17 protein-coding genes and 1 pseudogene are annotated in these 15716 nt (G+C 44.8%); 8 read left to right on the forward strand and 10 right to left on the reverse strand.

What is annotated here, in order from left to right:
• Window positions 1–32 precede the first annotated feature (32 nt).
• From KQI_RS0106775 to KQI_RS0106795, 5 genes are all read left to right on the forward strand, one after another.
• The gene (locus KQI_RS0106775; protein WP_010345988.1) at window positions 33–365 is read left to right on the forward strand and encodes a ribosomal L7/L12 family protein; all 333 of its coding nucleotides are present in this window, start codon (window positions 33–35) and stop codon (window positions 363–365) included.
• Between the two features lie 43 nt (window positions 366–408).
• The gene (ybaK, locus tag KQI_RS0106780; RefSeq protein WP_010345989.1) at window positions 409–888 is read left to right on the forward strand and encodes a Cys-tRNA(Pro) deacylase; all 480 of its coding nucleotides are present in this window, start codon (window positions 409–411) and stop codon (window positions 886–888) included.
• A gap of 78 nt (window positions 889–966) precedes the next feature.
• Window positions 967–2154 carry an oxalate decarboxylase family bicupin gene (locus KQI_RS0106785; RefSeq protein WP_010345990.1) on the forward strand — a complete coding sequence of 396 codons (1188 nt, stop codon included), beginning with the start codon at window positions 967–969 and terminating at the stop codon, window positions 2152–2154.
• Between the two features lie 170 nt (window positions 2155–2324).
• Window positions 2325–3080: a COG4705 family protein gene (locus KQI_RS0106790; protein ID WP_010345991.1), complete on the forward strand. Its 756-nt coding sequence runs from the start codon at window positions 2325–2327 to the stop codon at window positions 3078–3080.
• A gap of 264 nt (window positions 3081–3344) precedes the next feature.
• A complete protein-coding gene (locus KQI_RS0106795; RefSeq protein ID WP_010345992.1) occupies window positions 3345–4121 on the forward strand; it encodes a COG4705 family protein in 777 nt (258 codons plus the stop codon).
• A 176-nt stretch (window positions 4122–4297) separates the two neighbouring features.
• On the opposite strand, the gene KQI_RS0106800 is transcribed toward KQI_RS0106795, so the two are convergent.
• Window positions 4298–5017, reverse strand: coding sequence for a YebC/PmpR family DNA-binding transcriptional regulator (locus tag KQI_RS0106800; protein WP_010345993.1), 720 nt, complete (start codon window positions 5015–5017; stop codon window positions 4298–4300).
• A gap of 217 nt (window positions 5018–5234) precedes the next feature.
• On the opposite strand from KQI_RS0106800, the gene KQI_RS0106805 reads away from it, so the two are divergent.
• Window positions 5235–5846 (forward strand): undecaprenyl-diphosphatase, encoded by a 612-nt coding sequence (locus tag KQI_RS0106805; protein WP_010345994.1) that lies wholly within the window; start codon window positions 5235–5237, stop codon window positions 5844–5846.
• A gap of 52 nt (window positions 5847–5898) precedes the next feature.
• On the opposite strand, the gene KQI_RS0106810 is transcribed toward KQI_RS0106805, so the two are convergent.
• From KQI_RS0106810 to KQI_RS0106835, 8 genes and pseudogenes are all read right to left on the reverse strand, one after another.
• The gene (locus KQI_RS0106810; RefSeq protein ID WP_029390053.1) at window positions 5899–7317 is read right to left on the reverse strand and encodes a HAMP domain-containing sensor histidine kinase; all 1419 of its coding nucleotides are present in this window, start codon (window positions 7315–7317) and stop codon (window positions 5899–5901) included.
• On the reverse strand, window positions 7317–7985 hold the full coding sequence (locus tag KQI_RS0106815) for a response regulator transcription factor (RefSeq protein ID WP_010345997.1): 669 nt from the start codon (window positions 7983–7985) through the stop codon (window positions 7317–7319). Before KQI_RS0106815 ends, KQI_RS0106810 begins: the two co-directional genes overlap by 1 nt.
• A 74-nt stretch (window positions 7986–8059) precedes the next feature.
• A pseudogene (locus KQI_RS27755) lies at window positions 8060–8237 on the reverse strand (single-stranded DNA-binding protein); the annotation flags it as partial.
• Between the two features lie 83 nt (window positions 8238–8320).
• Entirely contained in the window at window positions 8321–8455 is a 135-nt protein-coding gene (locus KQI_RS29515) for a UvrD-helicase domain-containing protein (protein WP_080572123.1), read from the reverse strand.
• 118 nt (window positions 8456–8573) lie between these two features.
• A complete protein-coding gene (locus KQI_RS26695) occupies window positions 8574–9605 on the reverse strand; it encodes a radical SAM protein (protein ID WP_010345998.1) in 1032 nt (343 codons plus the stop codon).
• Window positions 9606–9745: 140 nt separating this feature from the next.
• Window positions 9746–10891, reverse strand: coding sequence for an ABC transporter substrate-binding protein (locus tag KQI_RS26700; protein WP_010345999.1), 1146 nt, complete (start codon window positions 10889–10891; stop codon window positions 9746–9748).
• 119 nt (window positions 10892–11010) lie between these two features.
• Entirely contained in the window at window positions 11011–11805 is a 795-nt protein-coding gene (locus KQI_RS0106830) for an ABC transporter ATP-binding protein (protein WP_010346000.1), read from the reverse strand.
• 5 nt (window positions 11806–11810) lie between these two features.
• Window positions 11811–12860, reverse strand: coding sequence for a FecCD family ABC transporter permease (locus tag KQI_RS0106835; RefSeq protein WP_422120968.1), 1050 nt, complete (start codon window positions 12858–12860; stop codon window positions 11811–11813).
• A gap of 364 nt (window positions 12861–13224) precedes the next feature.
• Between KQI_RS0106835 and KQI_RS0106840 the strand changes: the two genes are divergently transcribed.
• Entirely contained in the window at window positions 13225–14148 is a 924-nt protein-coding gene (locus KQI_RS0106840; RefSeq protein WP_241763874.1) for an alkaline phosphatase family protein, read from the forward strand.
• A 27-nt stretch (window positions 14149–14175) separates the two neighbouring features.
• A complete protein-coding gene (locus KQI_RS0106845; protein ID WP_029390054.1) occupies window positions 14176–14940 on the forward strand; it encodes a spermidine synthase in 765 nt (254 codons plus the stop codon).
• A gap of 27 nt (window positions 14941–14967) precedes the next feature.
• Here the strand turns inward: KQI_RS0106845 and KQI_RS0106850 are convergent, their stop codons facing one another.
• Complete coding sequence (locus tag KQI_RS0106850) at window positions 14968–15660, reverse strand: P-loop NTPase family protein (protein WP_010346005.1); 693 nt, start codon at window positions 15658–15660, stop codon at window positions 14968–14970.
• Between the last annotated feature and the right edge of the window lie 56 nt (window positions 15661–15716).

Raw genomic sequence — 15716 nt, forward strand, 5'->3', positions numbered from 1 at the left:
AGATGAAACTAAATGTAATAGGGGGTTTTCTAGTGTCAGCTATAGAATATATAGCCATAATTGCTTTGCTCCTCTCCGTCATACTCTTGATCAAGGTTTACAGTCTTCAATCCCGGCTCCATGATTTAAAATCCGATGTGGAGCGTCTTGAAAATCGTTCAGGAATACCGGGAACATTGTCAGGCCCAATCCCTACCGCTCCTCCACATTACCCGGACACAGAAACTTCAGGAGATATCAATGAAAGACTGCTTATGCTGATTAGAGAAGGAAAAAAGATTCAAGCGATAAAAGAACTGAGAATAGCTAGGGATCTCTCTTTAAAAGAAGCAAAAGACTACGTGGATGCGTTGGAAAGACTCTAGTTGCAACGATTACCACGCACGAATCAGGAAAGGAAGAAGCAAGATGAGTGTCAGCAAAACAAACGCTATGCGCATATTGGACGGGCAACATATTAACTACAATATGCTGAGTTATGATCATCAGGATGGAAAAATAGACGGAATGAATGTAGCTGAAAAGATCGAAAGAGCGCCGGAGGTGGTCTTCAAAACTTTGGTTGCACACAGCAAACAAAATCTGTTTGTTTTTGTGATTCCTGTACATAAAGAACTTGATCTTAAAAAGGCAGCCAAATCCGCAGGAGAGAAGAAAATCGAAATGCTTCCAGTCAAAGATCTGCAAAAGCATACAGGATATATTCGCGGCGGCTGCTCGCCGATTGGCATGAAGAAGCTCTACCCCACTTTTATCGACCAGCCTGCATTAGAGCTGGAAACCATCGTTGTAAGCGCTGGAAAAATTGGAACCCAACTGGAGTTGAATCCGCAGGATTTAGCCCAAATTATTCAGGCACAGTTTGCAGATCTGAGCCATACAGCATAAAACTCTCTACATGCTCATAAAATCTTTATGCGCATTTCCTTGTATCCTTAGCTTCAACGTGGAGAGGAAGATCAAATCATGCATAATGACTGCTCGAAAAATGTCGGAGTTCCACAGCCCATTAGAAGTGATGGCGCTGGGGGTGTCGACAAGGGTCCTCGTGATGTGATGAGAGATTTGCAAAATCCCGATTTGCTGGTTCCACCCGTGACGGATAATGGACTCATTCCGAACATGAGGTTTTCTTTTTCAGACGCCCATATGCAGCTTAATCAAGGTGGATGGTCCAGAGAAGTAACTGTCAGGGAATTACCCATTGCCACAACCCTTGCTGGGGTGAATATGAGTTTGACACCTGGAGGTGTCCGTGAGCTTCACTGGCATCAGCAAGCAGAGTGGTCCTATATGCTGCTGGGAAGTGCCCGTATTACGGCTGTCGACCAAAATGGGCGTAATTTTATTGCTGATGTGGGCCCAGGTGATCTCTGGTACTTTCCACCTGGCATTCCCCATTCTATACAAGGTCTTGAGGACGGTTGTGAGTTTTTGCTGGTCTTTGATAATGGCAGCTTCTCGGATTTAAACACTTTATCCATCTCCGATTGGTTCGCTCATACCCCCAAGGATGTACTATCTGCCAATTTTGGTGTTCCAGAAGCTGATTTTGCGTCGATTCCTCAAGACCAGGTATATATCTATCAGGATACCGTTCCCGGTTCTATTCAAAGCCAGGCGGTTTCCTCTCCCTACGGTACAGTACCTCAATCCTTTAAGCATGAATTACTCGCTCAGCCTCCGATTAAAACGCCAGGAGGAAGCGTACGAATCGTCGACTCCTCCAATTTTCCAGTATCCAAAACTATCGCCGCTGCTCTAGTTGAGATTGAACCCGGGGCTATGCGGGAAATGCACTGGCATCCCAATAATGACGAATGGCAATACTACCTTGCCGGGCAAGGACGGATGACTGTCTTCGGCGGCAATGGTGCAGCCCGTACGTTTGATTTCAGAGCTGGAGATGTTGGATATGTGCCTTTTGCTTACGGGCATTACATTCAAAATACAGGCTCCAGCACACTTTGGTTTCTAGAAATGTTTAAAAGTGACCGTTTTGCAGATGTTTCCTTGAATCAATGGATGGCTCTCACCCCAACAGAACTGACTCAGAGCAATTTACATGTTGGCACCGATGTGACCTCTAAATTGCGAAAAGAAAAATGGCCTGTCGTCAAATATCCCGGGTATTCTTTTTACCCGAAAGGGTAACCCCTAAAGAAGCCGGTGAACGTACGTCTTGTGCGTGACTCAGAAAAAAGCATGTCCTCATTCATTTCTTACTGCTTTCTAATGCGAATTTAATGATCTCCGGATATAGTTACGCAAATGGCATTTTATAAAAATAAAATGCTGTAAAAATTCGGGAGTGAGAAATAAAGATGCAAAAAATCGCACAAGTTACGGCCATTTTTTGGATTATGAAGATTTGCGCTACTACGCTGGGTGAAACCGCAGGTGACTTATTGTCACAAACGCTTAATGTAGGCTATGCCATTAGTTCCATGATTTTATTTAGTATTTTTTTAGTTAGTCTTATTTTTCAATTATTTTCTAATAAGTACCATCCATTTCTTTATTGGACTGTTATTCTTACAACGAGCACTGCTGGCACAACCATGTCAGACTACATGGATCGTAGCCTAGGATTGGGTTATGCAACCGGATCATTCATTTTAGTATGTATATTGTTGGCCATTTTTTCAATTTGGTATTTTAGTGAGCGATCATTGAATGTCAATAATATTACTACACGGAAAGTAGAAGTTATTTATTGGATTGCCATCTTGTTCTCAAACACTTTGGGTACTGCTTTAGGTGATTTTTTGGCGGATAGTTCCGGCCTTGGATTTGTAGGAGGAGCGGTCTTAATAGGGAGTTTGCTGGGTATTATTCTACTATTAACTTACTTTACAAATGTCTCACGAGTATTTCTATTCTGGCTAGCATTTGTATTAACGCGTCCTTTTGGAGCGACATTTGGAGACCTTCTTACCAAATCACACGCAAAGGGAGGATTGGATTTAGGTACTATGGGATCTTCGCTGGTACTGGTTACAATTCTTATAGCTTTAATTATCTACACTACTCTAAATGCTTCTAAAATAAAACAATCACCGGAGTTAAACGCAAGTTAATCTTTTGTACCGATTCGTTATCCATAGCCACTTTATATACAAAGATATAGGCCTCCGGCTTTAGCCGAGTCTATATCTTTTTTAGCATTGTCTGTTCACAATATAGTAATTCGCATCACGATTCCTCATCAGTTTCTAATCTGAATTTAAATTTTCTAGGTTTTTTCACATGTGGTTCTCACTATCGATTCATGTTCTTTATGTACACTGCTTAGTAGGAACAAGCATTTAACAAGGTTCCCCAGTTCATGAGGAGGATTAGAAATGAAAAATGAGGACTCATCCATTCGTTTGCAAATGCTGAACAAGGTGCCGGAGATCACCATTTTCTTTTGGATCATTAAGATTATGACGACTACCGTGGGAGAAACAGCCGCCGACTTTCTTAACTTTAATTTGCATTGGGGGTTGACTCGTACAACTTTGGTCATGGTTGTCTTGTTACTTGTCACACTTCTATTTCAGTTTAGATCACACAAATATATACCCGGAATCTACTGGCTCGTGGTGACTCTCATCAGCGTAGTGGGCACGCTTGTCTCAGATAACCTTGTGGATCATATTGGGATCTCGCTGCAAGTAACCACAACCGTCTTTGCACTAGCTCTCCTGGTGACTTTCACGCTATGGTATGGGAGTGAGAAAACATTATCCATTCATTCTATTTACACAACCAAACGGGAAATATTCTACTGGGCAACGATTTTCTTTACTTTTGCCTTGGGTACAGCAGCTGGTGATCTCATATCAGAGGGCCTTGATTTAGGTTATTGGAGATCAGCGCTTATGTTCGCGTCACTGATTGGTATTTTAACGATTGCCCGCTATCGGTTTAAACTTAATGCTGTATGGTCCTTCTGGATGGCGTACATTGTGACCCGGCCGCTCGGTGCCTCACTTGGGGACTATCTGTCACAATCTCACACCGATGGCGGGCTTGGCCTAGGTACGGCTGGAACCAGCATGATTTTTCTTGTAATTATTTTAACTTTGGTGATCTACCTGACAAAATCCGGAAAAGATCAAACCCAACCATCATAATCGACACAATGTAGCCTATCTTTTTGTATCCTCATGACTCTTGGTATGTCAACGACTGAGGCCCTGTAATGACATGAGCTGTATTATGGGGCTTCACGTCTATAAGGGCTCAAAAAACTGTATAACAAAAAACACCGTATCGAAACACGATGTTTTTATAATCTGTTTAACAGAAACTATTCCTCAGAATCTACGTTGTGGTAAACCTGTTGAACATCCTCCAAGTCTTCTAATGCATCAATTAATTTATCAAATTGCACCTGTGCATCCTCTGGGAGTGAGATGTCATTTTGGGCAAGCATGGTGAGCTCGGCCACGGTAAACTCAGTTACTCCTGCCTGCTTGAAGGCTTCCTGTACAGCATGGAATTGATCTGGCTCTGCATACACGATAATGGCTTCATCTTCTTCGATAATGTCACGTACCTCTACATCTGCCTCCATCAGTAGTTCCAGCACTTCATCAGCAGTTTTGCCTACCAGACCGATAACAGCAGTGGAATCAAACATGTAGGCTACAGATCCGCTGACACCCAGGCTACCACCATTTTTAGTAAACGCAGAACGCACATCCGATGCTGTACGGTTTACGTTGTTCGTCAGTGCATCTACAATAACCATGGAACCGTTTAGTCCGAAGCCTTCATAACGAAGCTCTACGTAATTTTCATCGCCAGCACCTTTTGCTTTTTCAATAGCGCGGTCAATGATCGCTTTCGGTACATTGTACGTTTTTGCACGTTCTAGTACGACTCTTAGCACCCGGTTGGATTCAGGATCAGGCTCGCCCTGTTTGGCTGCTACATAAATTTCTACGCCAAATTTAGCATATATACGACTTGTATTAGCATCCTTGGATGCCTTTTTTTCTTTAATGTTATTCCACTTACGTCCCATAATATCCCGCTCTCTTCCTATATGAATATACACAACGAACTTCATTATATCCTTATACATTATATCTTTTATAGTACATATGGACAAGTTCAAACCATTTCGTCTATATATGAAACCGTTTTCTCATGAAATTCTAATTTTCATTTAAAGATGCTCCCATGTTGAAGAGTTAAGATCATACTACTTTCGAATCACACTAGAAAAGGAGTATCCCTGTATGTTATCCAACCTGGACTATCAGATTTTTCATCTCATCAATGAACAAGCGAATAGCTTCTCTGCTCTGAATGGACTTATGCGTTTTTTCGCTGAATATGCCCAATATGTGTTCGTCCTTGCCTTGTTGCTGTATTGGTTTTCAAGAAATACGCTTAACCGGAAAATGATCATCTCAGCGGTCGTATCTATATGTCTGGGCATGGGGATCAGCTTTATCATCGGACATCTCATGTACCGGGATCGTCCATTCGTCACCCACACCGTTATTCAGCTCATTAAGCACCCGGCCAATGCCTCCTTTCCGAGCGACCACGCCATTGGAGCTTTTGCACTGGCGGTCACGTTCTGGCTGTACGGTAAGAGGTTTAGAACGTTCTGGCTCGCCGCCGCTCTTCTTATCGGTTTTTCCCGTATCTGGACAGGCGTCCATTATCCGTCGGATGTTGCGGCTGGTGCGCTGGTCGGTGCCTTATGCGCAGTTAGTACCCAATTTATGCTTCTGCGTTTCAAGCGTCCTCAGCAATTGGCCAACTTATGTCTGGAGCTGTACGAAAAGGCAGAACATAAAATTTGGGACAAATCGACCAAACCGCAATCTGACGATGCTTGAGTGTCAAAGAAGCTCCGTAAACCATATCCATGGTTTACGGAGCTTCTTTCATTTATCCAGTATGTTCGACCCTGTACGCCGGAAAACAAAGCATTACGGTTGTCCCTCTATGTTCAGTACTGCTCACTCTGATACTACCGTTATATCGCTTGACCAGTTGCTTGGCTATAGCAAGGCCAAGGCCTGTCCCCCCCTGCTCGCGACTTCTTGCCTTATCCACCCGATAAAATCGGTCGAATAAATAAGGCAAGTCCTCTGCAGGAATCCCAATTCCATAATCCGTAATATGAATACAAACCTCGTTTCGCTCCAGCGTGCCGGTTACAAGGATTTCTTTTGAAGAACCAGAATATTTAACGGCGTTATCCAGCATGATCAGCAGCAGCTGTTCCAGATGCTGCGGCGTGATCTTGATCTGTACCTTTTCGAGGGGATTCAGTTCCTCCCGGAATTTCATATCAGGATGCAGCATCGCAAAATTGGTGAGCGTATACTGAATGGTGTAACGAATATCTATTGGAGGCACATCCTGTTCTGAGGTTCTTGACTCGGCTCGCGTCAACTCCAGAAGATCGTTTACAATACCCTTCAATCGCTCAAGCTCCTGAACAGAAACACGAAGCGACTCGTCCAATATGGCCGGATCGTGCTTGCCCCAACGGTTTAATAAGGAGATATGGCCTTCAACAATCGAAATTGGGGTGCGCAATTCATGGGAGGCATCCTCAACAAACTGTTTTTGTTGAAGGAAAGAACGCTCCAACTGATCAATCAACTCATTAAATACTTTCCCAAGATTCGACAGCTCATCATTGTTATCGGATACTTGCACACGTTCCTCATGCAACCCTTTTTTGCGAATTCTGATCATCGTATCCGTCATGGACTGAATTGGCCGCATCAATTGGCGTGAAAGAAAAATTCCTCCCAAAGCGCTTAATATAATTGCTCCTATACCGCCTGCAATCATGACAGCTTTTATTTTGTCACTAATCTTATCTATATTTTCCATGTTATTTATAATTTCAATGGTTCCGGTAAAGTGATCTGAATTCAACGGACTTCGCATAATCAAGACCTGGTCCTCCAGATGCCAGGCAGTCATAATCTGGGTGCTACGTACTGCTTGCGGCAGGAACCAATCCTCAGGCAGCTCGTTGCTGACGCTGAGCAGTGGAACTCCCTGCTGATTCAAAATACGAATCATTTGATGCCGATCATTCAAATTCTCAACAAAACGTCGACTGTTCACTATTTCCTGAGCAGACAAGTGTTTTTCCTGCAAAAGGGTTTGGAGTTCGTTCATGCTTTTGCGGATACTCACTTTTCCCTCACTGACCATCCACTGGTTAATCGTAAAATATTGGACACCATTGTACAAAACAAACAAAATACATAACAGCAACGAAGACCACACCGCCAATTTCCAACGGATGGGTAGCCGGGAGAATAGGGATCTTAGCGCTGCCATTATCGAATCACATACCCTAATCCGCGTAATGTCTGTATAAAGCTTGGTTCTCCAGGCTCGTCGATTTTGCTGCGCAAGTAACGGATATACACGTCGACGACATTCGTTTCGACCTCCGAATCATAGCCCCATATAAGCTCCAGCAGTCTCTCCCGAGTCATGACGCGTCCAATGTTATGCATCAATATGGACAGCAGATCAAATTCACGCTTCGTCAATTCAATAATCTGTTGATCTTTTGTCAAAATACGCGCCTCGCTATCCAGCACCAGCCCGTTGTAAGTAATTTGCTTGGAATCTTCAACAACTCCACTGCGCCGGAGCAAAGAACGCATCCGGGCCAGAAGTTCCTCAATGGCAAAAGGCTTTGGGATATAATCATCGGCTCCACTGTCCAGCCCCATGACTTTGTCCATCACACCGTCCCTTGCCGTTAGCATAATGATCGGGGTTTGCTTGGTTTTGCGAATCCGGCGGCACACTTCAATTCCATTGATGCCTGGTAGCATTAAATCCAGCAGAATGATGTCCCATTCCTCGCTTAACGCAGACTCCAACCCTTTCCGCCCCTCGTACTCGACAGTCACCTCGTAAGATTCATGCTTTAGTTCAAGCTCAATGAAACGGGCCAAATTTTTCTCATCCTCAATCAGGAGTATCTTTTTCATAGCTTTCCTTTCAATCGGGAATGTTGTATTGACTCTAGCCCCTTCTGTTATTCTTAATCAGAATGGTAATCGTCATCGGAAATGCCGATTGGCTTTCCTTCATTGTTCTCATAATTGCGTACTTGGATACGGCCTTCAACAACCGTCAAACGACCTTTGCGAAGATAGTTAGCGCATGTTTCAGCAAGCTGGCGTCAGGTTATGAGCGGTAAAAAAATCTGCTTCCCGTTCACTGCCTTGACTTGTAAACGGAAAATGTCAATTTGCCGGTTGTTCTCCCCATTCCCTGGTCATTTTATTTAATTAAAAAACCTCTTCAAATAAATGAGGAGGTTCTAAGAATATGGAGCAATCAGCTTAATTATTCCTGCCTGTATAGGGCTTGTATCTTGAAATTCGTCAATGAGCACATAAGGAAACTTAGAACGAATAACCCTTAAATCCTCAGAATGATTATACAATATTCCCACATGAAAATGCTAATACATAACAAAAACCTAAGTCCCTTTCTTCTCTATACTCCTGATTAGTGCTTACACTCGAAATTATACATTTCCCCATTCTCCTATTCAGTAGTCTTATTGTTTACTACTCAGCAATTGTGACTTGACATATGTCAGCCATAGCGCGTTTGTTCGGTCTCGTATCCCTGTATTCCATTGCATCCTGGATGAAGCTGGGCCGCTGCACCCAGTCTTTCCAATAATCTGTCTTTATGTTGACGGCCAAAGAAAATAATGAAGTGCCGGCACCAGCCATGATTCCTTGAGTTCGCTCATCCTCCGTCCAGCCCGCTGCCGTCGTAAGATCAATGCCGCGATAGATGAGGCGCGCTATCGCTAATAGACGGCACGCTTCCTCCAGCGAGCATTTCTCCCAGTCATGCATAGGAATCGTAGGGTCAGGCGTAAACTTCGAGATGTAGATACTGGACAAGTGAGGAAAGCTTGCTATGTCAAACAGCGTCTTCACATAATCTTCATACCGAGTTTCCTTGGGTCCCAAGCCAGCCATAATCCCGGAATCCAAGCGCAGGCCAGCTTCCTGAATGTCCCAGGCAAAGCGCAGCTTCCGTTCCAGATCATCACCTGGCTTTACACACTTGAATACCTCCGGATTTGTGATCTCAAATACGGCGCCGATGCTGGCAATGCCCATCTTCTTAAGTTCTTTCATCGTATCTATACTCATCGCGGCACCACAGTTAACTTTAATCTTCATGTCATGCAGCCCGGCATCGTAAATGCGCTGCACGATTCTCACTACCTCTTTGCCTTTGCTTCCAAGCGCAGTTCCACCACTAAGGTGAAAAGCCCTGACGCCCTCCCGATGAAAGTATTTAGCCCCCTCGACGATAGCTTCCACAGGCATCGGTTTCTGTCCCTTTACTCTCCAGTAAGGGCAATATTGGCACAACGGGCGTAGGCGGCAAGCCGTTACGCTGGCAATGCCTCCTGTAAATCGAAAAACATCACCTGTCTCTGCCTTTCGCACAGCCCTTGCCGTTCCAAACAGCAGCTGCATATTTTCGTTCGTTTCCGTATTTCTGAAAAGAAATAACGCTTCCTCTGCCGTAATGGGACGTAGCAAAGCCTGATCAAGAACTTCATGAAATTGCATACTCAACATCCTTTCCATTCCATCGTACACTTGTTGGTCTAAAGGCTGGACGCGCTTTAACCTGCCCATGAAGACTGAGAGCAAAGTGTGTCAGCCAGCCTCCGTTTGGCAAGTCATGCATCATAATTGTCAAGACTCTTCTATTCGTTGATTGGTAATTTATTTGCGCCATTAGCAGTGTAAAGAAGCAGCTTCCAATCCTCATCATCAAGTTTGTGATTCAAAAACGTTGAATAAAAATCCTGAGCCACCTCGGAAATATTGATATCGCTGAATTTATCTGGATACATCGTTTTAGCCATGGTCAGAACACCCAGCGCTGTCTCCATCTTCCCTCCCCAAGGTGAGAGCCCCGTTGGCATGATGTAAAAGTTACCACTGTCCAGCACGCTCATGCCTTTAAAACGAGTGTCATTCTTCATCTCATCAAACCGAGTCGTCAACTGCTCACCAGCAGAGCCAACCTGAAATTGGAACACATAGTCAGGATTCCAGCCGACGATCTCTTCCGCGCTTACCTCATTGTAGAACCGATCCGAGAATGCATCCTTCGCAACATTGATACCGCCAGCCATACTGACGGCCAATCCCAGAATGTTCATTTCATTGAATACCTCTGTTGTGCTATTGCGCAACACCAGTACCTTTTTTCGCTCGGATTGGGGGATATCTTTAACACGCTTAGCGACTTCGTCAAGCCATTTCTTTTCCCATGCAAGATAAGCCTGAGCTTTTTCCTTCTCCCCGACCAGATCCGCGATTGCCTTTAGCTGCGCATCTCTTCCCTCATACGGGTCACCTTTGGAGGTCACGCCATCCACATATAACGGCAGTCCCAAAGATTGCATCTTTTTGTTAGCCGCTGAAGCATTCTCCGCCGAAAATATGATGTCTGGGTTGGCCTTCATCAACTCTTCCACATTGACGTCATTAAAGGAACCAAAATCGGGCACGGTTGCGAGATTCGGGTAAATTCTTCTTAGCCAGATATACCGGCTGGTATCAGCCATGCTGGCGACCAAATCCTCATGTCCCAGAAGCGTGAAAATTTCGAGCGCCCCCTTCCAGGAAGTAATGGACACGGACTTAATTTCGTTAGGTACCTTAATCGTATTCCCCGCAAGATCAGTCACTTCGCGTTCAGTAGAAGTCGATGCTGCATTCGTTGGTATGGACTCTGTTGCGTTCGGCACAGACTCCGTCGATTTTGCGCCGCAAGCAGCCAGCAGTGTGCTAGACATCGTGACAATCAATAGAAGTATCAGTACTTTTTTTATGTTCTTCATGTTGCTTTCCAACTCCTCAAAAAGTATTTATATCTTTACTCACGCAAACGACACTCTTTCCTGGCCCTCCGTTCCCTATCATGCGAAAAAGGATGACCAGCTGCGCAACAGTTTACGTTTCATGTCAACGGCACTACAATTTTGATATCCGTTCCAAGGGTTGTCCTGGATGTAATGCCAGTATGAACAATTTTGGAGTCCACCTTATACAGCAACCTAAGGCTGTCCTCCGTAATTACCTCGTCTGGGGGGCCACTGGCATAAATGCCACCGTCTTTTATAAGCAGGACTTTGTGCGAGTAGAGGAAGGCATGGTCAGGAAAATGTGATGCCATGATGATCGTCAGTCCCATAGCAGACAGACGACTGACCTGCTGCAATACCAGCTGCTGGTTCCCGAAGTCCAGGGCTGCCGTAGGCTCGTCCATGATCAAAACCCGAGGCTGCTGAATCAAGGCGCGAGCAATCATGACAAGTTGCTTTTGCCCACCACTCAGCTCTAAGAATCGCCTGCCCGCCAGTTCCTCAATCCCAAGCTGCGCCATCATCTCATCCGCCAGCGCTTCGTCATCCATTGTCGGTGATTGGAATACGCCAAGGTGCGCCGTTCGGCCCATCAGGATTACATCCAGCACTGAATAGGAAAATGGCGGATTGTTGGCCTGCGGTATATAACCAATAGTCCGAGCGACCTCTGCTCTGCTCCATTGCGCAATATTCGCTCCATCGACCGTAACAGACCCGTCCAAGAGTGGAATAAGACCTAGAATGGATTTGAACAAAGTCGACTTGCCCGCACCATTGGCACCCAGAATACAGATTACTTCCCCTGTTTCCACACTGAAATTAATCTGCCGCAACACGGGACGCTTGTGTGAATAACCACAGACAGCATTATTGATGGAAAAGGTCATGTGTATCACTCCTTGTTGTACATCATCAGCGTTATGAAGAATGGCGCTCCTACAATAGCAGTCAGTACACCAAGTGGGACCTCTTTGGCCGTCAACGTCCTGGCGAAGTTATCGACGAGCAGCAAGAATGCCCCTCCCATTAGTACCGAGGCGGGAAGCATTACCTTGTTGTTCGGACCGACGAGTCTTCTCGCCAGATGTGGAATGACCAGTCCAACCCAGCCTATTAGACCTCCGATGGAAATGGAGGCCGCCGTCAGGATCGTAGAGTTCAGGATTACAATGATACGGAGGCGCTTCGTCTCAATTCCCAAGGCTTTGGACTCATCCTCACCCATCGACATGACATTTAGCCGCCAACGCAGCAGCAGTAGCGGGACAGCTCCGATCAACATGGGGATCATGATCCATACAACTTGGGAAATCTCGATGCTCCCCAGACTCCCCATCAACCAGTAGGTTAAGGTTGGCAGTTTGTCATTCGGGTCAGCCATGAACTTGATCATGGAAACGACCGCATTGCATAGGGAACTGATAAAGATGCCCGCTAAAATAAGTGCCAGCGTCGGTTCCTTTTTAATCCTCCCACCTATGTTATAAGTCAGAAATATCGCTACCAGACTGCAGACGAACGCCAGAATCTGCACCCAAACACTCCCAAAACCGCTGAATATGGCGATTGCAGCACCTAGTGATGCGCCTGATGAAGCGCCGAGGATATCTGGCGAGACCAGCGGATTTTTAAATACAGCCTGATAGGCCGCTCCGGCCAATGCCAGCGCACCTCCTACCAGAACGGCAGCAATCAAACGCGGCAGACGGATGAATAACACAACTGTTTCTTGACTCGTATCCCAGGTTTTTGCCATGGGTATAGCTCTTGACAAAATAATCTTAAGTACCTTATCAATCGGGATCTCAAATCTCCCGAAATTAAATGAGCAAAGAAACAGGACGATCAGAACAAGTGCTATCCCAAAGAACTTGAGCCTCGTCAAGTATTTGCTTCTTCGCCGAACCATCAAATGTTGCTTCAAATACTCATGCCTCCCCATGAAGTCTGCTAGAACATAAGGCTCTTCCACTCTGTCAAAACGTCTACAATTTACATTTAAATATATCTATTTATAGCTAATTATAATTAGATATATTTAAATGTAATTGACATAGCTCACATCAGGCATCTTCAAATGAAGATAATAGGTCAAACGGATCGAACCAAGGAAGATTTTGCGGGTGGGGAATGTGGTGATAAACCGTAGCGAAAAAGCTATTACAAGAAAGGTACATTAAAAAATAATGATCTTTTCAATTTATTTTTCTCATGATATTTTAATGTGTCCTGTGTAAGCTGGATGATGAATCCATGAACATGGCTCTGTTAGCCGTTCATCATGAAAGAAGGTTGTATTCTTGAAAATGAAAACACTGATAACCGCCATCACTCTATCAGCAGCTTTCTGTACGTTGTCTCACGTTGGTTGGTTTACTGTCAGCTCTGATGCTAAGGCCGTTCAATCCACAGCCTGGGCTGACTCCTCCGTAAAGGCTAAAGCATCTCAGCCCAGTGCCGTCAAATCCCCGCAGCGTATTGACCATATCGTCATTGTGGTAGAAGAAAATCATTCGTCGAAAAAAATCTCAGGCAATCCCTCCGCCCCATTTATGAACGACCTGATGAAAAAAGGTGCGAATCTGATGAATCATTATGCGATTGAACATCCAAGTCAACCGAACTACCTGGATCTATTTTCCGGTTCTAATCAGGGCGTCCACAATGATTTGACTCCTAAGAAAATGAACACCAGCAATCTGGCTTTGCAGCTTATACAGCATGGCTATACGTTCGGGGGTTACTCGGAGGGGCTGCCTCGAACCGGATTTACTGGTCCATATGATCTGAAAACCCTGTATGCGCGTAAACATAACCCATGGGTGAATTTCACCAATCTACCTGCTTCAATCAATATGCCTATGACCAGCTTTCCACAAAACTTCAATCAGTTGCCGACGGTCTCTTTTGTCATTCCCAATCTGAACCACGATATGCACGACGGCACGATCCGGGAAGCAGATCAATGGCTACAGGCCCACTTATCCTCTTATGCTCGTTGGGCCCCGCAGCATAACAGCCTTTTGGTTTTAACATGGGATGAAGACGATATGAGCAGCAAAAACAAAATTCCGACTGTAATCATAGGTGCTCATTTGAAAAATGGCCCCTATAATGAGAAAAGCAATCATTTTTCCATGCTGCGCATGATTGAACAATTATACGGATTGGATTTGCTCGGCAAGAGTAGAACGGCCCCGCCGCTTAATATATGGACATCAGGCTCATAAATGTCTAATATGAGGGTGAAGTATGACTTGAAGGAGATTAATCATTTGGATGTATTGTATAGCAAACGCAGTAATAACCATGAAATCACGGTGTACGACACCTCGGAACTATACGGTGAAAAGGGGTCATTCCGTGTCATGCAATTTTCAAATGCAGCTGTCCAGGGTGCGTTAGATTTGAATGATCCGCAACGTATTCTGTTCGAATACCCCAAAGCTATCATCCATCTGATGGAGCTGAACGATCCTTCGTTCGAGGACGTATTTGTTATCGGGCATGGAATTGGAACGATTGCTCGCCATTTTACAGAAAAAAACTTTAGAATTGCAGAGCTGGATGCCTTGGTCGTGAAGTTAAGCCAGATCTTCTTTGGATACGATAAAGACAATGTGACGATTGGGGATGGACGTCGCATTTTGGAGCAGGAGGCATCGGACGCTTATGACTATATTATTTTGGATGCCTTCACGGAACAGGGAACGCCACTGCATTTAGTATCCAGAGAATTTTTTAGGCTGGTCAAAGAAAAACTGGATTCCGAGGGCTCTATCATCATGAACTTAATGGGCAAAAGTGAACACGATCACGTGATCAATGCCATTCATACGACATTGCGTGAGGAGTTCGCTTATGTTACTGCTTTTTCATTACCCTCGGAAGGCGCTGCTGATATTCAAAATATCATCATCATCGGCCGGCACAAACCGATCCGATTTCAGATACGTCAAATGGCCGGCTTTTATGAGATTACACTTGGTGAAGGTCATATTTTACGAGACACTCATGCTTGAGTATCCAAAATCCGTCGGCTGGCTTCTTTAATGTGAATCGTCTCCTTGTTGCATCCAGAGAGATGAACGATATTTGGATTTCAAAATAATCAAACTGCGTTGACTGCCATATTGCATAATGGACGGCCAAATTTTAGGTCGTACACGTCTGCGGAATCCCAAAACAAAGCGGACAAACCGAGGCGAAATGTCCCAAATACGGACCGCTTCCTGCTCTATTTCTTTGGGCAGCTCCTTAGAGAAAAGAAAGCGATTAAGCGATCGTGTAATCACTCCTGTTATCGCCTCCATCGTACTAACATCCATTACAATGATCGTGTCAGCGCGCTGAAGTCGCTCGGTAAAATAATAATCATGATAATTCCCTTCAATGATCCATTCTTCCTTTTCGAGCACTTCTTTCAGCTGTTTGAGAAATTGTTTGTCCGTGCTCCGCTGCCACTCCGGTCCCCAATACAAATCATCCAGCGAGATGTGCGGCAAATGATTCCGTTTGGCAAGACGTTTGGCCAAGAAGGTTTTGCCGCTTCCTGGCGAACCGAACACGATAATGCGTTTGGCGTGCCGCACAGCAAGAAGCTCGTCATCCAGCCTCCGATGCAGGCGCAGCATGGGGTACATCATTCGATAAAACAAACCTGCCACGAAAGAACCTCCCTTTAAAAACAAATACAGGAGGAACAGCGGCAGAAAAACGAGGGCGTATTTCATATTGTTCATCAAGCGACCTGCTCCTTTTACAGTTTCAGCAACAAAAATTAGGCTGGCTTCTCTTC

The organism is Paenibacillus peoriae KCTC 3763 (assembly GCF_000236805.1).
Classification (GTDB): Bacteria; Bacillota; Bacilli; order Paenibacillales; family Paenibacillaceae; genus Paenibacillus; species Paenibacillus peoriae.

What these genes read in the sequence shown, in the direction of transcription:
- ybaK (WP_010345989.1), top strand. Translation starts at nt 409, where the DNA reads ATGAGTGTCAGCAAAACAAACGCTATGCGCATATTGGACGGGCAACAT.
- KQI_RS0106785 (WP_010345990.1), top strand. Translation starts at nt 967, where the DNA reads ATGCATAATGACTGCTCGAAAAATGTCGGAGTTCCACAGCCCATTAGA.
- KQI_RS0106790 (WP_010345991.1), top strand. Translation starts at nt 2,325, where the DNA reads ATGCAAAAAATCGCACAAGTTACGGCCATTTTTTGGATTATGAAGATT.
- KQI_RS0106795 (WP_010345992.1), top strand. Translation starts at nt 3,345, where the DNA reads ATGAAAAATGAGGACTCATCCATTCGTTTGCAAATGCTGAACAAGGTG.
- KQI_RS0106800 (WP_010345993.1), bottom strand. Translation starts at nt 5,017, where the DNA reads ATGGGACGTAAGTGGAATAACATTAAAGAAAAAAAGGCATCCAAGGAT.
- KQI_RS0106805 (WP_010345994.1), top strand. Translation starts at nt 5,235, where the DNA reads ATGTTATCCAACCTGGACTATCAGATTTTTCATCTCATCAATGAACAA.
- KQI_RS0106810 (WP_029390053.1), bottom strand. Translation starts at nt 7,317, where the DNA reads ATGGCAGCGCTAAGATCCCTATTCTCCCGGCTACCCATCCGTTGGAAA.
- KQI_RS0106815 (WP_010345997.1), bottom strand. Translation starts at nt 7,985, where the DNA reads ATGAAAAAGATACTCCTGATTGAGGATGAGAAAAATTTGGCCCGTTTC.
- KQI_RS26695 (WP_010345998.1), bottom strand. Translation starts at nt 9,605, where the DNA reads ATGCAATTTCATGAAGTTCTTGATCAGGCTTTGCTACGTCCCATTACG.
- KQI_RS26700 (WP_010345999.1), bottom strand. Translation starts at nt 10,891, where the DNA reads ATGAAGAACATAAAAAAAGTACTGATACTTCTATTGATTGTCACGATG.
- KQI_RS0106830 (WP_010346000.1), bottom strand. Translation starts at nt 11,805, where the DNA reads ATGACCTTTTCCATCAATAATGCTGTCTGTGGTTATTCACACAAGCGT.
- KQI_RS0106835 (WP_422120968.1), bottom strand. Translation starts at nt 12,860, where the DNA reads ATGGGGAGGCATGAGTATTTGAAGCAACATTTGATGGTTCGGCGAAGA.
- KQI_RS0106840 (WP_241763874.1), top strand. Translation starts at nt 13,225, where the DNA reads ATGAAAACACTGATAACCGCCATCACTCTATCAGCAGCTTTCTGTACG.
- KQI_RS0106850 (WP_010346005.1), bottom strand. Translation starts at nt 15,660, where the DNA reads ATGAACAATATGAAATACGCCCTCGTTTTTCTGCCGCTGTTCCTCCTG.